The sequence below is a fragment of the Candidatus Pseudothioglobus sp. Uisw_086 genome, from assembly GCF_048085745.1.
In the GTDB taxonomy this organism is placed as follows: domain Bacteria; phylum Pseudomonadota; class Gammaproteobacteria; order PS1; family Pseudothioglobaceae; genus Pseudothioglobus.
Window position 1 is genome coordinate 382,257 of the sequence record NZ_CP159803.1, and the last position, 20,577, is coordinate 402,833.

16 protein-coding genes are annotated in these 20,577 nt (G+C 30.8%); 13 read left to right on the forward strand and 3 right to left on the reverse strand.

Annotated elements, in window-relative coordinates:
• Positions 1-5 precede the first annotated feature (5 nt).
• The 11 genes from ABXT49_RS01900 (at position 6) to glmS (ending at position 13,196) form a co-directional block, all read left to right on the forward strand.
• Complete coding sequence (locus tag ABXT49_RS01900; protein WP_416652698.1) at positions 6-2,120, forward strand: hypothetical protein; 2,115 nt, start codon at positions 6-8, stop codon at positions 2,118-2,120.
• A 58-nt stretch (positions 2,121-2,178) separates the two neighbouring features.
• A complete protein-coding gene (locus ABXT49_RS01905) occupies positions 2,179-3,102 on the forward strand; it encodes a glycosyltransferase family 2 protein (protein ID WP_416652700.1) in 924 nt (307 codons plus the stop codon).
• Positions 3,099-3,752 carry a formyltransferase family protein gene (locus ABXT49_RS01910; protein ID WP_416652702.1) on the forward strand — a complete coding sequence of 218 codons (654 nt, stop codon included), beginning with the start codon at positions 3,099-3,101 and terminating at the stop codon, positions 3,750-3,752. The genes ABXT49_RS01905 and ABXT49_RS01910 overlap by 4 nt, the downstream gene beginning before the upstream one ends.
• Positions 3,749-4,441: a WbqC family protein gene (locus ABXT49_RS01915; RefSeq protein WP_416652703.1), complete on the forward strand. Its 693-nt coding sequence runs from the start codon at positions 3,749-3,751 to the stop codon at positions 4,439-4,441. The genes ABXT49_RS01910 and ABXT49_RS01915 overlap by 4 nt, the downstream gene beginning before the upstream one ends.
• 2 nt (positions 4,442-4,443) lie before the next feature.
• Positions 4,444-4,827 carry an EamA family transporter gene (locus ABXT49_RS01920; RefSeq protein ID WP_416652704.1) on the forward strand — a complete coding sequence of 128 codons (384 nt, stop codon included), beginning with the start codon at positions 4,444-4,446 and terminating at the stop codon, positions 4,825-4,827.
• Entirely contained in the window at positions 4,824-5,957 is a 1,134-nt protein-coding gene (gene rffA / locus ABXT49_RS01925; protein WP_416652706.1) for a dTDP-4-amino-4,6-dideoxygalactose transaminase, read from the forward strand. The genes ABXT49_RS01920 and rffA overlap by 4 nt, the downstream gene beginning before the upstream one ends.
• Before the next feature lies 1 nt (position 5,958).
• Positions 5,959-8,100 (forward strand): hypothetical protein, encoded by a 2,142-nt coding sequence (locus tag ABXT49_RS01930; RefSeq protein ID WP_416652707.1) that lies wholly within the window; start codon positions 5,959-5,961, stop codon positions 8,098-8,100.
• Between the two features lie 21 nt (positions 8,101-8,121).
• Positions 8,122-9,003 (forward strand): NAD-dependent epimerase/dehydratase family protein, encoded by an 882-nt coding sequence (locus tag ABXT49_RS01935; RefSeq protein ID WP_416652710.1) that lies wholly within the window; start codon positions 8,122-8,124, stop codon positions 9,001-9,003.
• Positions 9,004-9,033: 30 nt separating this feature from the next.
• Positions 9,034-10,158 (forward strand): glycosyltransferase family 4 protein, encoded by a 1,125-nt coding sequence (locus ABXT49_RS01940; RefSeq protein WP_416652712.1) that lies wholly within the window; start codon positions 9,034-9,036, stop codon positions 10,156-10,158.
• 1 nt (position 10,159) lies between these two features.
• Positions 10,160-11,260, forward strand: coding sequence for a glycosyltransferase (locus tag ABXT49_RS01945; RefSeq protein WP_416652714.1), 1,101 nt, complete (start codon positions 10,160-10,162; stop codon positions 11,258-11,260).
• A gap of 88 nt (positions 11,261-11,348) precedes the next feature.
• Positions 11,349-13,196 (forward strand): glutamine--fructose-6-phosphate transaminase (isomerizing), encoded by a 1,848-nt coding sequence (gene glmS, locus ABXT49_RS01950; RefSeq protein ID WP_416652716.1) that lies wholly within the window; start codon positions 11,349-11,351, stop codon positions 13,194-13,196.
• A gap of 54 nt (positions 13,197-13,250) precedes the next feature.
• On the opposite strand, the gene ABXT49_RS01955 is transcribed toward glmS, so the two are convergent.
• From ABXT49_RS01955 to ABXT49_RS01965, 3 genes are all read right to left on the reverse strand, one after another.
• Positions 13,251-14,075, reverse strand: coding sequence for a hypothetical protein (locus ABXT49_RS01955; RefSeq protein ID WP_416652718.1), 825 nt, complete (start codon positions 14,073-14,075; stop codon positions 13,251-13,253).
• A 403-nt stretch (positions 14,076-14,478) separates the two neighbouring features.
• Complete coding sequence (locus tag ABXT49_RS01960; RefSeq protein ID WP_416652719.1) at positions 14,479-15,702, reverse strand: toxin-antitoxin system YwqK family antitoxin; 1,224 nt, start codon at positions 15,700-15,702, stop codon at positions 14,479-14,481.
• Positions 15,703-16,043: 341 nt separating this feature from the next.
• Entirely contained in the window at positions 16,044-18,278 is a 2,235-nt protein-coding gene (locus ABXT49_RS01965; protein WP_416652722.1) for a hypothetical protein, read from the reverse strand.
• Between the two features lie 418 nt (positions 18,279-18,696).
• Here ABXT49_RS01965 and ABXT49_RS01970 point away from each other — a divergent pair, with 418 nt between their 5' ends.
• Positions 18,697-19,563: an acetaldehyde dehydrogenase (acetylating) gene (locus tag ABXT49_RS01970; RefSeq protein WP_416652724.1), complete on the forward strand. Its 867-nt coding sequence runs from the start codon at positions 18,697-18,699 to the stop codon at positions 19,561-19,563.
• On the forward strand, positions 19,560-20,576 hold the full coding sequence (gene dmpG, locus ABXT49_RS01975) for a 4-hydroxy-2-oxovalerate aldolase (protein ID WP_416652725.1): 1,017 nt from the start codon (positions 19,560-19,562) through the stop codon (positions 20,574-20,576). Before ABXT49_RS01970 ends, dmpG begins: the two co-directional genes overlap by 4 nt.
• Position 20,577 lies beyond the last annotated feature (1 nt).

Sequence of the window (20,577 nt, forward strand, 5' to 3'; positions counted from 1 at the left end):
TTTTTATGAAAGAATTGTTAAAAGATAAAACAAAAATAATTATATTAATAGTTTCTTTTATCTTAATAAGCTATTTTGGATTTTCAATATATATTCTTGGTGTTGGAAGTGTGACTGGGGACGATCTAAGCCATTCTTCTGCCGCCTCTGATTATGGTACATTTGCAGCTTATGATCAAGCTCGAATAGCTCACTTTTTTAATGCTTTCTTAGTGCCCGTTCCATATTTATTTGATAGTCATATATATTATAAAGCAATTCAAATTTTTACTAATATAGCTTTTATAGTGTCAATAGGAGCTGTTCTAAGCATACTATTTAAGAATAAATATATATGGTATGTTTACTCTATATTGGCCATAACCTTATGGCAGAATAGTGATGCACATAATCTTATGGTGTCATACCCTTTTTATATTGGGTTTTCAATTTTTACTTTCTCTATTTCCTCGATATTCTTTATTTATTATTTAAGGTTAAGCAAAGATATATATTTACTTTTTTCATTGGTTACTTGGATTTTTACATCTAAGGGCACAGAGTTTTATATGATGTATTTCCCAATGTTTTTCTTTATAGCTTATTTTGAGTCCAACAAAAATAATTTTAAAGAGAAGGTTAAAGATACTTTTAGAAATATTAAATGGCATGCATTAGTTACATTTTTTTTATTTATAGCATATGTCATCTTTAGAAATTCAGTGGAATCTTCATATGCTGGAAGTAAAGTAAGTTTAGATTTTAGTAGCTTTCTATCAAGCTTAGTAACATATTCGATCGGCCTTGCGCCTGGCGCGCAAGCTTATTTTAATTTTAAAAACTATTCCATTTTTGAGTTTACTGAATTAATAGATCCATATATTATCGTAGTATCAATATTGGTAATTTACCTCTTAATTATTTTAAAAGAAAAAATCCAACAAATTGATCTTTCCAATAAATATCTTCTACTAGTATTGCTATACCTAACATTAGCGCCAAATTTTTTAATTTCATTGACAACCAAATATCAATATTATGTTAGTTATCATGGGGTTAATAATTACCTATATTCTTCGCACTCTTTTTTTGCTATTGTATTTACTATAATTATTGCATTAACCCTATCTAAAAAGAACGTCTATTACTATATTTTAGTAGTGATAATTTCAATTTTTGTTTTATTGACACAAGTTAACAATAAGTTAATAGGGGGAGAGCAAACCCATTACTCTGAAAAATATTTCTTGCTGGATGCTCTATTAAATTCTTCTTATATTAGCAATAAAGGTAATGAGATTAAGATTTTAGCCCCAACTCTTTGGGATGAAATGACGGTTGTCAAAACGGAAACAGAGGATTATTGGACAGATGATGCATGGACTAGATATGCCCAAAGAAAAGTAAAGAGAGACATAAAAATTGAAAGGTATGCTTCTAACAATGATGCAATAATTGAGTATTTAATAGGCAATAAAAACGAATCATCATTTCTAACCTATAGTGAAGAAAATAAACTCCAGGCGATTTTTGTATCATCTGAAAACTGTAACAAAAAAAATCCATGTTATTTATTATCAATAAATGAATCCTTAAGTGGAAACGTTATGCAGAACACATTTATTACTAATGATACAATTTATAAAACTCAAACACTATCATCTCCCAATAAAGAAAATAATTATGGAATAAGCACATATCTCATTAAGAGTGACATAGAAGATCGCGACATGACAGTATTGCTCGAATATGATCCAATGCTTAAAGCTCAAAAAATAATTAATTTTGATGCAGGGTTTTATCCTGAAGAAAATTTAGGTAATGACCATTGGGTGTGGGCTTTTGATAATGGAATTATTAATATAAAATCCCTTAAAAATACTAAAGTTGAATTGACGATTTCAATAAAAGTAGCCTCAAAAAGAGCTGTTACATTTAATTTGAATGATGAAACCATCAAGGAAAATTTTATAGATACTAATATTAAAAATATCTCTTTTATTGCTAATTTAACCAAAGGAGATAATCAACTAAAAATTGTTACTGATGCGCAGCCTATCAAACTAAATGAAGCAGATGACAGAGTCTTCTCTTATGCTATATTTAATATAATCATCAATGGCGTTGATAGTTTGAATTAAAATGTTTAGAATGTAATCAAATTGTAATTGATTTTGTTAAAGGACTATCGTTGTAAAAATGAAACTATCAATAGTAACGACGCTTTTTAAGTCTTCTGCATATGTTGAAGAATTTTATTTAAGAATTACAAAAGAAGTTAAAAAGCTTACAGATGACTATGAGATTATTTTTGTAGATGATGGCTCGCCTGATGATAGCTTGCAAAAATGCATAACACTTCACCAACAAGATCAAAAAGTAACAGTTCTAGAACTATCAAGAAACTTTGGACATCATAAAGCCATAATGACTGGGCTTTCACATGCACAAGGGGATTTTGTATTTTTGATTGATGTGGATTTGGAGGAAAAGCCGGAATTGTTAGGTAAATTTTGGCAGGAATTACAAAATGGTGAAGATTTAGATGTAGTTTATGGTGTTCAACAACAACGTAAGGGTGCTTTTTTTGAGCGCATTAGTGGAAGGTTGTTTTGGAAAGTTATTAATATTTTCTCAACAATAGAAATTCCTAAAAATATACTAACAGCAAGGCTAGTAACAAAAGCTTATAATGATGCATTGATTAAATACCAAGAATCAGAATTATTTATTGGAGGGATTTGGGCAGATACTGGTTTTCGACAAAAACCAATAATAACAAATAAATCCTCTAAAAGTGAAACCTCATACACATTTAGAAAAAAGATTTATTTACTAATAACTTCTATCACATCTTTTAGTAGTAAGCCATTAGTGTATATTTTCAATATAGGCCTATTAACTACATTTGTATCATTTCTATTTATTCTGAAACTTCTCTATAATAAATTATTTTATGGCGTGTCTTTTGAGGGATGGACATCGCTCATTGTGTCAGTATGGTTTTTTGGCGGCCTAATAATATTATTGTTAGGGATTATTGGAATTTATCTATCTAAAATTTTTATAGAAACTAAAAATAGACCATACACAATAGTTCGTAAATATTACAAACAACAATGAGAGTATGTTTTTTGGTTTCCGGTAATGGTGGAAACTTAAAATTTTTCTATCTTGCGAATAAGTTAGGGCTTATAAAAAATATTGAGTTATTTGTCATTGCAGATCGAGAGTGTAGTGCGTTGAAATTTTCACATAAACGAAAAATTCAATCAAAAGTAATTCACTATACAAGAAAAGAAAATTCAGAATTATTGTTAGGGCTGAAAGAAATATCACCGGATATTATTGTAACAAATTGGCACAAAATAATAGATAAAGAGCTGGTTGACAAGTATTCTGGAAGATTGATAAACTTACATTATTCTCTTCTACCATCATTTCCTGGGATGATTGGAATCCTGCCTATTGAAGAGGCGTATAAACAAGGATGTAAATATATAGGTGCAACTTGTCACTATGTAGATAATGGCGTAGACACTGGAAAGATTATTTCTCAAACAATCGTAAGTACAGATATTGGAATAGATAGCGTTATTCAAAATATTTATAAGAATGGATGTTTTATTTTATTAAATAGTTTACTAACTGTGACGAAAGATACAAGTTTGATTAGTTTAGATGGTGACAATGACTTTAGATTTTCTCCACCATTAAAATTTAACACAGAAGTGTTTAATGATTCTTTTTGGGGCAACTTGCTTGAATTATGAAAAAAATAGCTATATTACAATCAAACTATATTCCCTGGAAGGGGTATTTTGATCTTATTAATTTAGTTGATGAGTTTATTTTATATGACGATATGCAGTACACTAAAAGGGATTGGCGCAATAGAAATAAGATTCAAACACCTAATGGCTTGCAGTGGCTTTCAATTCCTATAATAGTAAAAGGAAAATATTTTCAGAAAATCTCTAAGACAAAAATAAGCGACAATAATTGGGGCAAAAAACATTGGAATGTTTTAAAACAAAACTACTCAAAAGCACAACACTTTAAAGAATCTAAAGATGTTTTTGAAGATCTGTATTTGAATAATAAAGATGAATACTTAAGTCAAGTTAATTATAAATTTATTGGTGCTATTAATAAAATTCTAGGAATTTCTACTAAAATACGCTGGTCTAGTGAGTTTGATTTAACGGATGGACAGACTGAAAAATTATTAGGGATTTGTAAAGATTGTGATGCAGATGTCTATTTAAGTGGACCTTCTGCGAAAGATTACTTGGATGAAAATATTTTCATGCAAAATAATATAAAGGTTGAATGGATGAATTATAGTAATTACCCCAAATATCAACAAATACTCAAACCTTTTGAGCATCAAGTAACGATCTTAGATTTGATTTTTAATGAAGGTGAAAATGCCACTAAATTTATGAAAACTTTTAGTTAAATATGCAATTTATTTTTAACCATTTTTATCTTTTATTAGCTATTTCTTTTGGTGTAGTAAGTCAATTGATTGTCAAATGGCAAATGTCCGCTTTTTCGTTTGATGATTATGAGACTTGGCAAGATAAATTTGTGCTAGCTTTTTCTATGTTGTTAAACCCATATATTATCCTCTCATTGATTTTGACGTTTTTAGCTGGCGTTACCTGGATGATTGTAATGACTAAGTTTGAGATTAGTTATGCTTACCCTTTCACACTTTTAGGGCTTGTTTTTGTGACTATTTTTTCGATTGTTTTTTTTGGTGAAAACTTTAATTTATACAAGATTGGCGGTATTGTATTGATTTTATTTGGTGTCTTTTTAATCAGTAAAGGTTTGAAATGATTCCTTTTAATAAGCCATATTTTACTGGATATGAATTAAGTTATATCAAACAAGCTTATACTAATGGACACCTCTCTGGTGATGGGACCTTTACTGATCTTTGTAGTAGCTGGCTAGAAAAAACTTTAAATGTTAAAAAAGCCTTACTTACACATTCTTGCACAGCTGCATTAGAAATGGCGGCAATTCTTCTTGATATTAAGCCAGGTGATGAAATAATAATGCCTTCATATACTTTTGTATCAACAGCCAACGCATTTGTTTTGAGAGGAGGTGTTCCTGTATTTGTAGATATTCGACCTGATACACTTAATATCGATGAAAATCTCATAGAGAATGCAATTACATCTCGCACAAAGGCAATCGTCCCTGTTCATTATGCAGGAGTCGCATGTGAAATGGAGGTAATTCTTGATATTGCAAAGCGTTACAACTTAATGGTGGTTGAAGACGCTGCTCAAGCTATTGGATCAAGTTATAAAGGGCAAATGCTTGGCTCTATTGGACATTTGGGGTGTTTAAGTTTTCATGAAACTAAAAATGTAATATCTGGGGAAGGAGGCGCCCTTTTAATTAACGATAAGAGGTTAATTGATCGCGCCGAAATAATTCGAGAGAAGGGGACAAATCGCTCTAAATTTTTTCGCGGTCAGGTTGATAAGTATACTTGGATAGATATAGGGTCGTCTTATTTGCCAAGTGAAATAACTGCAGCTTTTTTATGGGCTCAATTACAAGAGTTTGAAGATATAATTGCAAAAAGAAAAAAATTATTTAATTATTATAATGATTGTTTAAAAAAAATAAAAAATACTCAGGTACTATTTGGTCCATCAGTTCCTGATGATTGCCATCATAATTCTCATCTACTCTATATACTTCTATCTGATAATCAATCCAGAACAACTTTCTTAAGAAAAATGAATGATAGTGGCATTGGTTGCACGTTCCATTATGTTCCATTGCATTCCTCTCCTGCTGGAAGTATCTTTGGAAAAGCTAATGGAAAATTAGAGGTCACTAATGATATTTCAGAGCGATTGGTTCGCTTACCTTTATACCCAGGAATGAGTATTGCTGAAGTAGACTTGGTTGTAAGCTATATATCTGATTTTTTAACCACTAAATGATATGAATATTCGTAATAAAGACAAAGAAAGGTTTTTTAGTTTCACTGTATTGTCAATCATTGTCACAATAATATTAAGTTCTTACTATGATTTAAGTTTTTTACAATTATTGTTTTACCCGATCGATGATGTATATGCTCCAGGTGATGGAAGGTTTTCAATAGCTGTTGTAAAGATGATAATTGATGGAGCCTGGTCATCCTTAGTTCCTTTTTCGCCTCATCTTAACGCCCCTTTTCATTTTCAAATGTATGATTTTCCGCTCCCATTTTTTAGTAATTTTGTATACATAAAGTTTTTAAGTATTTTTTCTTCTGATAGTGTTGTTGTCTTTAACTTATATTACATTTCAACATATTTCTTAAATGCTTTTACAATGTTCTGGGTGCTTAGAAGGCTTAGGGTTAATGTCTATTTGGCGATCTCAATAGGAATACTTTTCACTTTTTTACCTTTTCATTTTTATAGATTGCCCCATACATTTTATTCAGGGTATTGCTTCATTCCTCTATGGATCTATTATCTACTCCTTCTAACCAATAAAAAACCACTCTTTTTTAAAAAGAAAGTTGGAGAGAGTAAATACTCATTTGATTGGTCAAAAAGAAACATCATAATCATATTGGTGATGTTGATTTCATCGACGTGGAACTTCTATTACACATTTTTCTTTACTTTTCTTATAGGGTTCACTTTATTATCAAACTTTGTATATAGAAATAGTAAATATCATATCCTCTCAACACTGATATTTTTGTCTTTAGCTGTTGCGCCACTTGCTGGAAATATGCTTCCATATAAGGCTTATGAGATTGAAAATGGTAAGAATTATCAGGTAGGGCAAAGAGACCCTATGGAAGCGGAAATTTTGGGATTAAAAATTGCAACCTTAGTATTTCCAGTAAACGATCATCGAAGCAGCATATTGGTTCAATTTAAGAAAAGTTACACTAGGGGGCCTTTATTTAATGAAAGTAATGCAGCTACTTTAGGCGTAATAGGCGCTATAGGTTTTTTATTTCTACTGCTAGTTGTGCTAGCGCAAAGGCAATTTTCTAAAGTACTGGTTCGCCTTTCTCAATATAATTTTGTAGCATTATTGCTGTCCACTGTAGGTGGCTTTGGTGTTGTTTTCGCCTATGTAATTACACCGCAAATAAGGGCTTTCAATAGAATAAGTGTATTTATAGCCGCAATATCATTTATAGTTATTGCTTTAGTGATTAGCCAAAGTATTTCAAAGTGGAAAAATAAGGGTATTTTATCTCTTGTGCTTTCCGTCTCAATTTTGTTTTTTGCTATATGGGATATGACTAGTACTCATATGGAATTTAGACCTGATAAGCAACTGCAGGCTGAGTTCATTTCAGACAAAAAATTTATACAACAAATAGAGTCTAAATTTGATGTAAGTAGTCAAAAAATCTCAATAGCGCAGTATCCCTATTTGAGTTTTCCTGAAAATCCAGTCATCCATAAAATGGGTAATTATGAACAATTTCAAGGCTATCTTCATAGTGACAAGCTCTATTGGTCGTTTGGAGCCATAAAGGGCAGACCAGCAGATATCTGGTGGAAGGGTCTAAATGAGAAATCTATAGAAGAGCAAATACAAACTCTTCAACAAGCAGGCTTTTCAGGAATCATGATTAATAGGAATGGGTATCAAGATAATGCTAAAGGTCTGGAGAATAAGCTTATTCAGTTATTAGGCGCAAAGCCAATGATAAGTGAGAATAAGATAGTGTCATTCTTTAGGCTCTATCCAACAAGCAATGAAATACGATTTTCTCGAATTGCATTCAATAGCTTTTATGAATGGGAGGGTGAGCCAGGAAAGTTTAGATGGGCTGGAGATAATGCAAATATATCTTTATTCAACGATCAAGGCTCAAGTAAAACGAATAATATATCGTTTACTCTAGGAACCTTAAGAGATAGAAGCATGGTAATCAAACTTAATGAAGAAGTGCTAGAGTCATTTGAAATCAAAAGAGGTGAATCCACTCAACATACATTCAACTTAAAGCTAAATCCAGGTCAAAATATACTAAAGTTTGAAACTATGGAGCCTGCAAGATCTCCTGGTGGAGCAGATAATAGAAAGCTGGCTTTTAGTGTTGGAGAGTTTGTTTATGATTAATTTAAGTAGCTATTTGATTCTATGAAAAGAAAATTATTGATTATGGGTATAGAGAGTTTTACTGGTAAGCATCTATCTTTATTTTTTAAAAATCTTGGATATGATGTTTATGGAACTTCTTTAGCAAATAGCAGTAAAAAAATTTATAAATGTGATATTACATTTAAAGAAAAAATCACTGAAATTATTAAAGATATAGAGCCCGATTATTTAATTAATCTTGCAGGAATATCTTTTGTGGCTCATAATAATAATAATGATTTTTATAGAATTAATTCAGTTGGTGCTATTAATATTTTGGAGGCTTGTGTTAAGGCTAATCACAAGCCAAAAAAAATTATTATGGTTAGTAGTGCTTCAGTTTATGGCAACCAAGGGGTGGAAACTTTGGATGAGTCTCTTTATTGCAAGCCAATCAACCATTATGGCGCTAGTAAGCTTTCAATGGAGAGTGTAAGTAGTGCATTTTTTCAAAAACTAAATATTTTAATAGTAAGGCCATTCAACTACACTGGTATTGGTCAAAGTGATAATTTTTTAATACCCAAAATTATAAATCATTACCGAAATAAGTCAAAAACCATTGAACTTGGTAATACTAACGTTTCTAGAGAATTTAATGATATAGAGTTTATTTGCCAAGTCTATAGAAAACTTCTCGTGTGCGATGCAACAAGTAAAATTGTAAATATAGCATCTGGAAGAGGGGTTCAGTTATTAAGTGTCATTCAACATATGAATAAAATTGCCAAATACGAGATTAATCTCTCTATAAATCAATCTTTTGTTAGAAAAAATGAAATTAATAATTTAGTAGGTTCGTCTGATTTACTTTTTGACCTTATTGGAGTGATTGAACAAAAAGATTTCAGTCTAACTTTAGGAGAAATGTATGAAGCATAAGATTTTATTGCAAATATATTTTTTATTGATTTGAAAATAGGAGTAGATGTTCGCTCACTCTCTGAGCCAATAGATGGTATTGGTCGTTATACTTTATGCTTATTAGAGGAAATGATCTTAAATAATGATCATGAGTGGGTGCTTTACTCTCATAGACCTATATTGCATGGTAAGTGGGATATGCTGAATGTATCGATTCGAACTATGAATCCCTTTATAAAATTTAAGGGTATATATTTTGCTTGGCTACAATGTATTTTACCTTTTTGGCTTAAGCAAGATCGAGTAGATCTTTTTTGGACCCCAGCCCATCGTTTGCCAAAATTTATGCCAAGCTCGATTTTAAAAGTAATAACTATTCATGATCTTGTATGGAGGTACTTTCCTGAGACTATGAAGCCCTTGGGAAGGGCCCTTGATTCAATGTTAATGCCATATTCAATTAGAAGTGCAGATAAGATTATCGCTTCATCAAGATCTACCGCAAATCAAATTGTAGAAGAGCAAGTAAAGGCTAAGGATAAAACTTCAGTAGTGTATTTAGCAAATTCAATAGAGTTAAAAAAACAGATATCAAAATTTGATAGTACTAAGAATGATTTCATCTTATTTGTAGGTACTTTAGAGCCACGTAAGAATTTAAGAAGGCTATTGGAGGCTTATTCACTTCTCTCTATTTCAATTAGAAATAAACATCCTTTAGTAATTGTTGGAGCAAAAGGTTGGGGAAATGAAAATATAAATTTAATAATTGAAAAGCTAAATTTAAAAAAATTTGTTAAAGTGTTAGGCTTCATAACAAATCAGGAGCTTGCAAAGATATACAGTCAAGCACACTTATTTGTTATGCCTTCACTTTATGAGGGCTTTGGCTTGCCTGTTTTAGAGGCTATGAGTTTTGGTATTCCAGTTGTAACTTCTAACAATTATTCATTGCCAGAGGTTGTTGGCGATACTGCAATATTGGTCAATCCAAAAAGTGTATCTTCTATTAAAAATGGAATGGAAGAGGGTTTGCTTGATTTAAAATTAAGACATAAGCTTTCAAAATCAACATTTGAAAGATCAAAGCTATTTAGCTGGAAAAAAGCCTCGAAAGAAACTATTAAAGTCTTTGAACAGGCTCTTTCTGATCGCTACAAATTGATTAAATGATATGAAAGTTTTGCACGTAACATCAACTTTCTTTCCTGATTCGCGAGGCGGAATTGAAGAAGTAATTCGTCAAATATGTTTAAACACAAAACCCTATGGAGTAGAAAGTCGTGTATTCACATTAAGCAAAAATAATCTTCCAGAAGTTATAATTCAAGAAGGACTAGAAATATTTCGCGCACATAAAAATTTTGAAGTTGCATCCTCTGGTTTTTCTTTTCAAGCCTTTTTGAATTTTAAAAATCAGGTTGAGTGGGCAGATGTAATTCATTATCATTTTCCTTGGCCATTTGCAGATTTATTGCATATATTTTGTAAAGTGAAGAAAAAATCTATCGTCACTTATCATTCTGATGTGATAAGACAGAAGAAATTAAAATATTTATATTTTCCTTTAATGCATTATTTTCTTAAGGATATTGATCATATTGTTGCAACTTCCAATAATTATCTAGAAACTAGTCAGGTGCTAAAAAACTATAAAGACAAAACAAGGATAATTCCAATTGGCTTAAATCAAGAAAGTTACTCTGACATCTCAGATTCTGATCTGACTAATATGGAAGATAGGGTTGGGAGTGGTTTCTTTTTATTTTTAGGAAGTCTGAGAAAATACAAAGGGTTAGATATATTATTAAGTGCACTACATGGAACAAATTTAAAATGTGTGATTGCAGGAAGTGGCGGGGTTGAAAAAGAATTAATTCATCAAGCTGATAAATTAAGAATGAAAAATTTATATTTTTTAAAACGAGTAACTGATGTTGAAAAAATAGCATTATTAAAACTATGTAGATCGGTAGTATTTTCATCTACTCAAAGATCTGAGGCATTTGGAGTGGCCTTACTTGAGGGAAGTATGTTTTCTAAGCCATTAATTTCAACTGATCTTGGAACTGGAACTAGTTATGTAAACATAAATGGTATTACTGGAATTGTTGTACCTCCCTCTGATATTATTGCCCTTAGGGGGGCAATGGTTCAATTGGATCTAGATAGGCGTTTAGCTGAAAAAATGGGCCATTCTGCTCGACTTAGGTATGAAAAATTATTTACTGGAAAATTAATGGGAAAAAAACATTTAGAATTATACGAATCATAAAGTGCTCATTAAGGCTTTTAATTTTTAGTATTACATCCTTAAAGTATTACTAAGTTTATAATGCATCTCTATCTTAATTATTTTTTTTATGTGTGGAATTGTTGGTGGAGTTGCAAATAAAAATATTATATCGCTATTATTAGAGGGATTAAACCGCTTAGAGTATAGAGGGTATGATTCATCTGGACTTATAGTTCTATCTAAAAATAATACTTTTGATCGAGTAAGGTCATTAGGCAAGGTAAAAAACCTAGAGGATAATTTAAAAGGAAGAGTTCCTTTAATCGAAGGAAATATTGGTATTGCGCATACCCGCTGGGCAACTCATGGCGAGCCTTCTATTCATAATGCCCATCCTCATATATCAAAAAATTCAGTTAGCTTAGTTCATAATGGAATTATTGAAAATTACATTGAACTTAAGAATGATCAATTAAGTAATGGTTACTTATTTACCTCTGAGACTGATACTGAGGTTATTGCTCATGCGATTGACTTTGCTATGAAATCTTGTAGCACTTTAATTGCATCAGTCCAACTAGCAATTAAATCTTTTTCTGGATCTTACGGATTAGGAATTATCTCATCTAAGTATCCTGATCAGATTATTGCTGCTAGGAAAGGCTCGCCTTTGGTAATAGGAATTGGTGTAAATGGAAATTATATTGCATCAGATCAAATCGCACTTTTATCCGTAACTAATAAATTTATTTTTCTGGAAGATGGAGATGTTGCTGAAATTAAAATAGACAAAATTACTATTTATGATTTTGAAGGTAATTTAGTTAAAAGGCCAGTTAAGATCTCAAAATTAAAATTAGGCGAATTCGATGTAGGGGATTATGATCACTTTATGCAAAAAGAAATTTTTGAACAACCTCAAGCCATAAGAGATACATTAGAGTCACGCATTACAAATGATTCTATTTTGATTTCAACTTTTGGATTTAAAGCTGAAGAAATTTTTAACAAAGTAACGCAAGTGCAAATAGTAGCTTGTGGTTCTAGCTACAATGCTGGCCTTGTTGCAAAATATTGGCTAGAGGATATAGCTAAAATATCTTGTAATGTAGAAGTAGCAAGTGAGTATCGCTATCGAAGACCTATTCTTTTAAATAATACTCTCTTTGTTACTCTTTCACAAAGTGGTGAAACTGCTGATACAGTTGAAGCACTCAAAGAGGCTAAAAAAATAAATAGTAGTATTACTACCCTTTGTATAACTAATTCAGCAGAGTCTACCCTTACTAGGCTTTCTGATTTAATTTTTTTAACTCATGCTGGACTAGAGATTAGTGTGGCAAGTTCAAAGGCATTTACTACTCAATTAGTTGCTTTAGCATTGCTAACATGCTCTATTGGCAAATTAAAAAATACAATTAATAAAAAACAAGAAAAAGAAATTATTGATGGTTTAAAAAGATTACCTGGTTTAGTCAGCGAAGCATTGTTACAAGAAAATCAAATTAAAAAATTAGCAATTAAGTTTAAGGACAAAAATAGTACTCTTTTTGTGGGAAGAGGTACGATGCACGCTATTGCAATGGAAGGCGCCCTTAAGCTTAAAGAAATTAGCTATATTCATGCAGAAGCATATCCAGCAGGAGAATTAAAGCATGGCCCAATAGCACTTATTGATAGACATATGCCAGTAATTGCAATTGCGCCAAATGATGAGCTTTTAGAAAAATTAAAGTCTAACTTACAAGAAGTAAAATCTAGAGGCTCTCAAATGATTGTCTTTGAAGATGAAAACTCAATGGTGAAACCAATGGAGGCAATGGAAGTTATTCCAGTTACATCAAATCTTGGTCGAATCACAGCTCCAATTATTTTTACCATCCCGCTTCAATTACTTAGTTACCATATTGCAATTATTAAAGGAACAGATGTAGATAAGCCAAGAAATTTAGCAAAATCTGTTACCGTAGAGTAGTTTTGTATGGAACATACTTTTGGTAAGATTAATCTAGACTTTTTTATAAGTATTTTATGGTAACTCGGATTCTAGACAAAATTCAATTTGTCTTTGATTATAAATACCTAAAGGTTTTTCCTTCAACTCAAAAAAATGTTGGTCATATTCTTCAATATAATTATAAACCCAATTCCTTTGTAAATTTGTTTTTAAAAATCTTGCATTAGCAGTTCTTCCATCTACAATTATAAGAGTTCCTGGCAATAAAAAATGCTCAAAAGTTAAAATATCTGCAGACATTGGGAATCGATCAGGGTGATGTGTGGTAATACCTCTTACATCACCGGTTGGAGAAAATTGGTCTGGAGCATCTAAATATATCAAATCAGGACAGATATTTGGAAAATTATCATACAGAGTACAGATTCGTTCATTAAAGGTTGTTATATGACAAGGACAATAGTGAAAAGTAACATTCTTTATAGATGGGTTATTTAATTTTGTTATATCTATCCAATGTTCATTATTATCAACCGAATGACACTCAAAAGGATTAGACCTCCTTAAGTTTTTTTTAACAAAGTCACCATACTTTAATTTATTCTGTTCAAGTGCATGATCTAATACAATTGTGCTTTTACCAACACCAATTTCCAGAACAGTTGTAACTTTCCTAGAAGTTACCAAATAGTGTAAACGAATTAAGTCATCTAACTCTGCAGAATAAGGAGTTTCAATATTAGGGTCAACACTATAATTTTTTTCTCGAACAATTTTTTTATCTAACTTAAAAAAATCTTCAACATCAATTTCCAAATTTTGATGGAATGGATTTTCTTTTAAATATTCACCATAATCTAATAAGTTTTTAAATAATTCCATTGTGACTACTGTCAATTTAATTTATGAATCTATTCTACTATTTTAAATAGTCAAGAGTATAGTAATTAACCTCTAACTTTGAGGTTTTGGTGGGGAAATGTTGATTTCTTATCTGCTCAACCCTTAGGTCACGTTGATGTTTTCTCTAAGACCAAAATAACGGAGGAATTAAACCATTTCATGCCTCTGTGGGTCTTAATTCCACTCTTATTCAACTATTGTGATACCCTAAACCTTCTTCATCATGGAGAAGTTTAATCAGAGCAGAAATAATCATTTGTCGTTTAGTGTATTCTTTGTGATATATAAGATTTATGGACTGAAATTCAATGAGTGGGATTGTGGTTTCAAAGTATATTCCATACGAAAACAATCCACCACTGTTGAGTGAGTTGGTATGGGCCCCTATTGAACTCGGCTAGTCAAAACAATTTTCACTAATACATTCACCTTCTTTGTAATTTTTCTCTAATAATATTTTACCTTTTCTGCTCCACTGAGACCAATTACCATCTAATTTATCGCTCTTGTAAAGTGCTTCTAATGATTGCTCTCCATTTGAATACCACTCAATCCACTTACCATCTAATTTATTATTTTTATAATTTTTCTCTGATTTTTTCTGCCCATTTGAATACCACATAATCCACTTACCATCTAATTTATTTTTTTTATAATTTTTCTCTGATTTTGTTTCATTATTTTCATGAATGAATTTCCCAAAACTAAATAATAGTTTTCTATTGTCATCTCCATAAGGAATTATCGCTGGTTCTGCAGTTACAAAATTTAAAGTATTTACACCTGGATTTAACTGCAAACTATAAGAGTATTTAGCGGTACGATTTGCTACCAATTTAAATTGCCCTAAATCTTGACCATTAAATTTTATCAACATATCTCTATCTACCAAAGTGCCTAAAACAAAAGATAAATCTAAAGTTTTTGTTAAATTTACATTGTTATAAAAAACAATATTTGCATTATCGCTTGCCCATCTAAATTCATAAGGCCTACCTTCCCATTTATAAAAACTATTAAATGTAATTTGAGGAAAAACAGGCCATTGAGTCAATTTACCATCTAATTTATTATTTTTATAAGTTGCCTCTAGAGCTTTGTCTCCATTTATATGCCATTGGGACCATGAGCCGTTTAACTTGTCATCTATGTAATTTTTCTCTGACAGTAGCTTACCATTTTCATGCCACTCAATCCATTTACCATTAGCAAGCCCATCTTTAAAGCTTTGTTTGGACTTAATTTTCTCGTTTTCAAAATATGAATATTTAATATCAGAAGTAACCTCACCATTTTGATAAGTTTTCTCCATACCTATAATGCCATCGATGTAATTTCTTTCAAATTTTATCTGGCCATTCCTATTCCACTCAGTCCATAAGTTAATCTTCTTACCATCTTTGACAATTCCCCTCGATTTGATTTGCATTCCATCATCAAAATTACATAAGTTTTTTCCTGAAAATGACTCGTCATTTTTTAATATCTTAATAATTCCATTTATACTTACTGCTTGAGTTTCAACACAAATAGTTCTTTGAAATAAGCCATAATTAAATGAAAAGATTAATATTAATAAAATTGTGATTGATGATAAAAAAATAGTAATTTTTGTTTTCATATGTAAGATTTAATTGGATTATTGATTTTACTTCTCTTTTTTTTCAAAATTATAATACATTTACTTTATAAGTTTTAGTAAGATGTTCTAGGAGTTAAATATGTCAAAAAACAAAATAAGATATTAATAGAATTAATAATCCCTATTAAATATAGACTTTATACACACTCTCTGATTCTTAGTAAGACGCACTAAGAAGATTTTTTGGTGGAGGGATGGGAAACAAACAGATATCAGAATATCTGAATTATCAAAATATCAAGACACCAACTGGTAAGGATTACATAAGACATCTAATAGGAATATATTTTCATTCCTCAGGTTTCTTTTGTTTTGATCTACTACTCTATTCTTTTAAAAACTTGAATAACGTTATTTTGCCAGCCGGGATCTCCATTTTTAAGCTCATGACTTATGTCAAAATCAGCTGCCTTCACAGAAAATTTATTAGGATAATAGAACCAAGTATAACCAAGATCAAAACTTTCTATTAATGAAAAATTATCTTTTACAGTGTCGATCATTTCATAAATTATAGGGTTTAAAGGATTCACTAGTTCTTCATTATCAAATATAACATATCGAATATTTTTGTTATTTTTTATTGATTCATGCATATAGTTATATTCAACAATTCCCCAAATATGGTTAACGTTGGCTATTTTTACAGGTGCTTTAGCATTTAATTTAAGATACAAAAAATAGTCATAGTTTGAAATAATTAAGATATCATCTCGAATATTTCCGTCTTTATCCCTGTATTTTTTTACTACATTATATTTTTTTATCCATTTTGGTATCTTTTGATTTGGATTGCCATTGTAATCAATGCCTTGAAGATAATGATCAAAGGGAAGATCACTAATTCTCACATAGTCAAAGTCAGATTGACTGCTATCAAAGTTATCTAATTTGATTGTTCCTAAAGCTTTAGTGTTTTTTGCTGAAGGAAAGATAATTTCATGAAAAAGTGGAGTTGTTGTAAAGTTCACGTCATACTTATAAGAGCTTATAAATAGACTTGAGATAAAAGACAAAAAAGAAACAGATAAAAATAAATATAAAAAGCTTAAGAAATTATTTTTAAACTGTTTTCGATTTAAGTAATTAGAGGATTTAATCGATATTAATAATCTTCCAGAAAAAAGAGTGATCAAGATAATTAGGGGATATAGTGCAAGTGCTTCATGACCCATGTGATAGCCTTTGAGAAAATAATAAACAGAGGTTCCCATGCCAAAAATGCTTATTATAAAAATTCCTGAATTAAGTTTATCTTTATATCCAGAAAATAATGCCCCGATACCATAACTTATGCCTAGAAAATAGATTAGAGCCATGACTATCATATGAGCATGAAAAGGACTTCCACCCCCACCAATAACGGTGTTTCCAAAAAGGAGTTGATAATAGAAAAAATCTTCAATTGTAGGAAAAATTCCAGATCTTATTTTTATATAAGTGAAGAAGATTAAAAAAACAATAAAAAGGGATAAAAAAGAAAAAACTATATTTTTCAAAATTAAATAAATGTTGAAAATGAATTTTTTATTTATGTCATATTGCAAATAAATATCCAAAACAATAAAACAAAGAAAAGCCACAGCACCGGACTCAAAATTCCATAGAACTCCAAGTGATAATATTGAAGAGAAGATAATTCTTCTATACCAACTCCTATGATCATAATAAAAGCTAAAGATCAGCAGAAAAATGGCTGGAAATAACGTTCTTACAGGGAAATACTGATAGTAAATCTCACTAGGCCAAGTTGACCCATAACTTAACATAAAAGTTGCTGCTATTAATCCAATTAATGATAAATATGAATTTTGAGTAGTTTGCAGTAGAAAGAAATACCATGATCCTATAGTTACAAGAAAAAAAACTGCCATAATTGAGGAGATTGATGTAATACTAATTCCAGTTAAATGAAGTATTGGCTCAAAAAAATGTGGATAAAGGCCATATTGAGACTTAGTATCAATTAGAACTGAAGCGCCATTGAAAACTTGCACAATTGGATTAAAAACAATTCCCAAGTTAAGATGGTTTTCATTGTATCGATGTAACTCATGAATAACTATATGATAAGCTACAAAAAAGCAAAATAAAATAGCTATAACAATAGATATTAGATTAATAATTTTTTTAAATAGAACAAGCTTTTCATTTATATATATGCTAATTAATGAAATTGAAAAAAATAATGTTAGCAAATAGACATTAGGGAAATGAGAATAAGAAATTCCATTACGAAGAGCAAGTTGTATAGGAACATTGTTTGCATAAAATTGACTAACGTCATACATCGAAATAATAGTAAATAAATAAAGAAGTGGCAATAATAATTTGCTTGATATAAACAATGTAGAAAAATATTTTTCGTTACCAAACACTTTAAATCTCTTAAAAGAAAGAGTATGAAAGAGCGTTGGAATAAGAATCATTATGGATAAAATTGTAAAATATTGATTTCTGACGTGATCAATAAAGTAGTTCACAAAAAAAATGGCAAATAATCCAACTAATAAACTTAAATTATTACGAAATATTATTAAATCTTTTTTTAACATTTAGATAGCCATTAGTTGATTTATTCAATTTATTGTATATGTAAAAAAAATTTCTGATTAATAACTTTTTAATTTTTCTATTAGGTAAAGAAATTTAATTAAATGCTTTTATCATTATAGTAGAAAAAAAACATGCATTCGATATTCTAAGGAATGTAAAGGCGTGTGTTTGCAGATTAAAGCTTTCAATAAAAATTCCCTTAATGCCACTAGGTTTAGTGGAATTCTTTTGTTATTGGAAGTTCAATGGTATAATTTAATTATAAGGAATAGAAGTACCATATCTAGATTATTGGCTCCTTAGTAAAATATTTTGATTTTTTAAGTTATTAGTAATTTGAGATTTAAATATATATTAGATTAAATTAAAAATCTATTGCTTATAAAATGTATTTTTTTATGTTGGAGATTATAAAAATTGATCGTAAAAAAATATAGAGTTGCAATATTAGGCTCAGGGAATATTGGTACTGATTTATTATTTAAAGTTCAGAAATCAAACATCTTAGAATGTACGGCTTTTATTGGAAGAAGTCTTACCTCTCAGGGTATGTCTAGTGCCATTAAACTAGGCGCTAAAGTATCAGATCAAAGTATTCAGTATGTTGTTGACAATGTAGAAAAAATTGATCTTGTTTTTGATGCTACTTCAGCTAAAGATCATGCATCACATGCAGTAATACTTAAAAATATAGGCGTGAAGTGTATTGATTTAACTCCAGCAAACATTGGACCAATGTGTATCCCTTCGGTAAATTCTAACGAGTGCTTAAATGAAGTTAACATAAGTATGGTTTCTTGTGGTGGCCAGGCGTCAATACCTATCGCAGTTGCAATCTCGAATAGCCATAGCACTATTGATTATATTGAGGTAGTTTCAAGTATCGCTTCAAAGAGTGCAGGCCCAGCAACTCGAATGAATTTAGATGAGTATATTAAGACAACTGAAACAGGATTAAAAAAATTCTCAGGAGCAAAAAAAACTAAAGCAATACTTATTCTTAATCCTGCTTCGCCATGCATTAATATGACAACAACTATATTAGCAAAAGTGCAAAATCCAAATATTAAAGCATTAAAGTTAGAGCTTGCTGAAATATCTAAAAAAGTGAAATCCTATGTGCCTGGATATGAGCTTATTTTAGGTCCTCTAGTTGAAAATGATAGAATTATAATAATGTTTAAAATTAAAGGCTTAGGTGATTATCTTCCTGAGTACGCTGGTAATCTAGATATAATTAATTGTGCAGCAGTAGCAATGGCTGAAGAATATGCGAGAAAATGATGACTGAATCTACAAATAATATATTAGTAAGTGACGTGACTCTTAGGGATGGGAATCATGCTATTTCACATCAAATGACTACAGAACAAATTATTAGTTATTGTGATGCTGCAGATTCTGCAGGAATTTCAATTGTTGAAGTGGGGCATGGTAATGGATTAGGTGCATCATCCCTTCAGGTAGGGGAATCCGCTCTAGATGATAAGATTATGCTGTCTATTGCTAGGGCGCATCTTAAAAAATCAAAACTTGGGATACATGTAATACCAGGCTTCGCAACTATTGAAAGGGATCTTAAACCTGCTATAGATTATGGAGTAGATGTGTTTCGTATCGCTTCACATTGTACTGAGGCAGATATTACAGAAAGGCATATTCGATATTGCAAAGCAGAAGGCAAAACTGTTTTTGGTGTTCTTATGATGAGTCATATGGCAGATAAAGAGAAACTTGCTAGTGAAGCAAAAAAGATGCAAGATTATGGTGCAGAAGCGATTATTTTGATGGATTCTTCAGGTAATTATTTGCCAAAAAATGTAGAAGAAAAGGTAGGCTTTCTTACTAAAAATTTACAGGTTTCAGTTGGATTTCATGCGCACAATAATTTGGGTATGGGCATAGCTAATTCAGTTGCGGCAATTGAGTCTGGGGCAAAATTAATTGATGGAAGCTCAAGGGGGTTTGGTGCTGGAGCAGGTAATGCTCAACTTGAGGTTCTCATCTCAGTTTTGGAGCGAATGGGCTATAAGACAGGTATTGACTTATATAAAATGCTCGATGCAAGCGATGTGGCTGAAAGAGAGTTAGTTGAACATCTGCCCTATATTAGCTCAACTAGTATTATTAGTGGATTATCAGGAGTTTTTTCAGGATACCTTGCTCCTGTAAAAAGAATAGCTAAAGAATACAAGATAGATTCACGAGATCTTTTTTTCGAGCTTGGGAGACAAAAAGTTGTTGCTGGGCAAGAAGATATGATTATTGAAGTTGCTAAACAACTTTCTTCTAATTGAG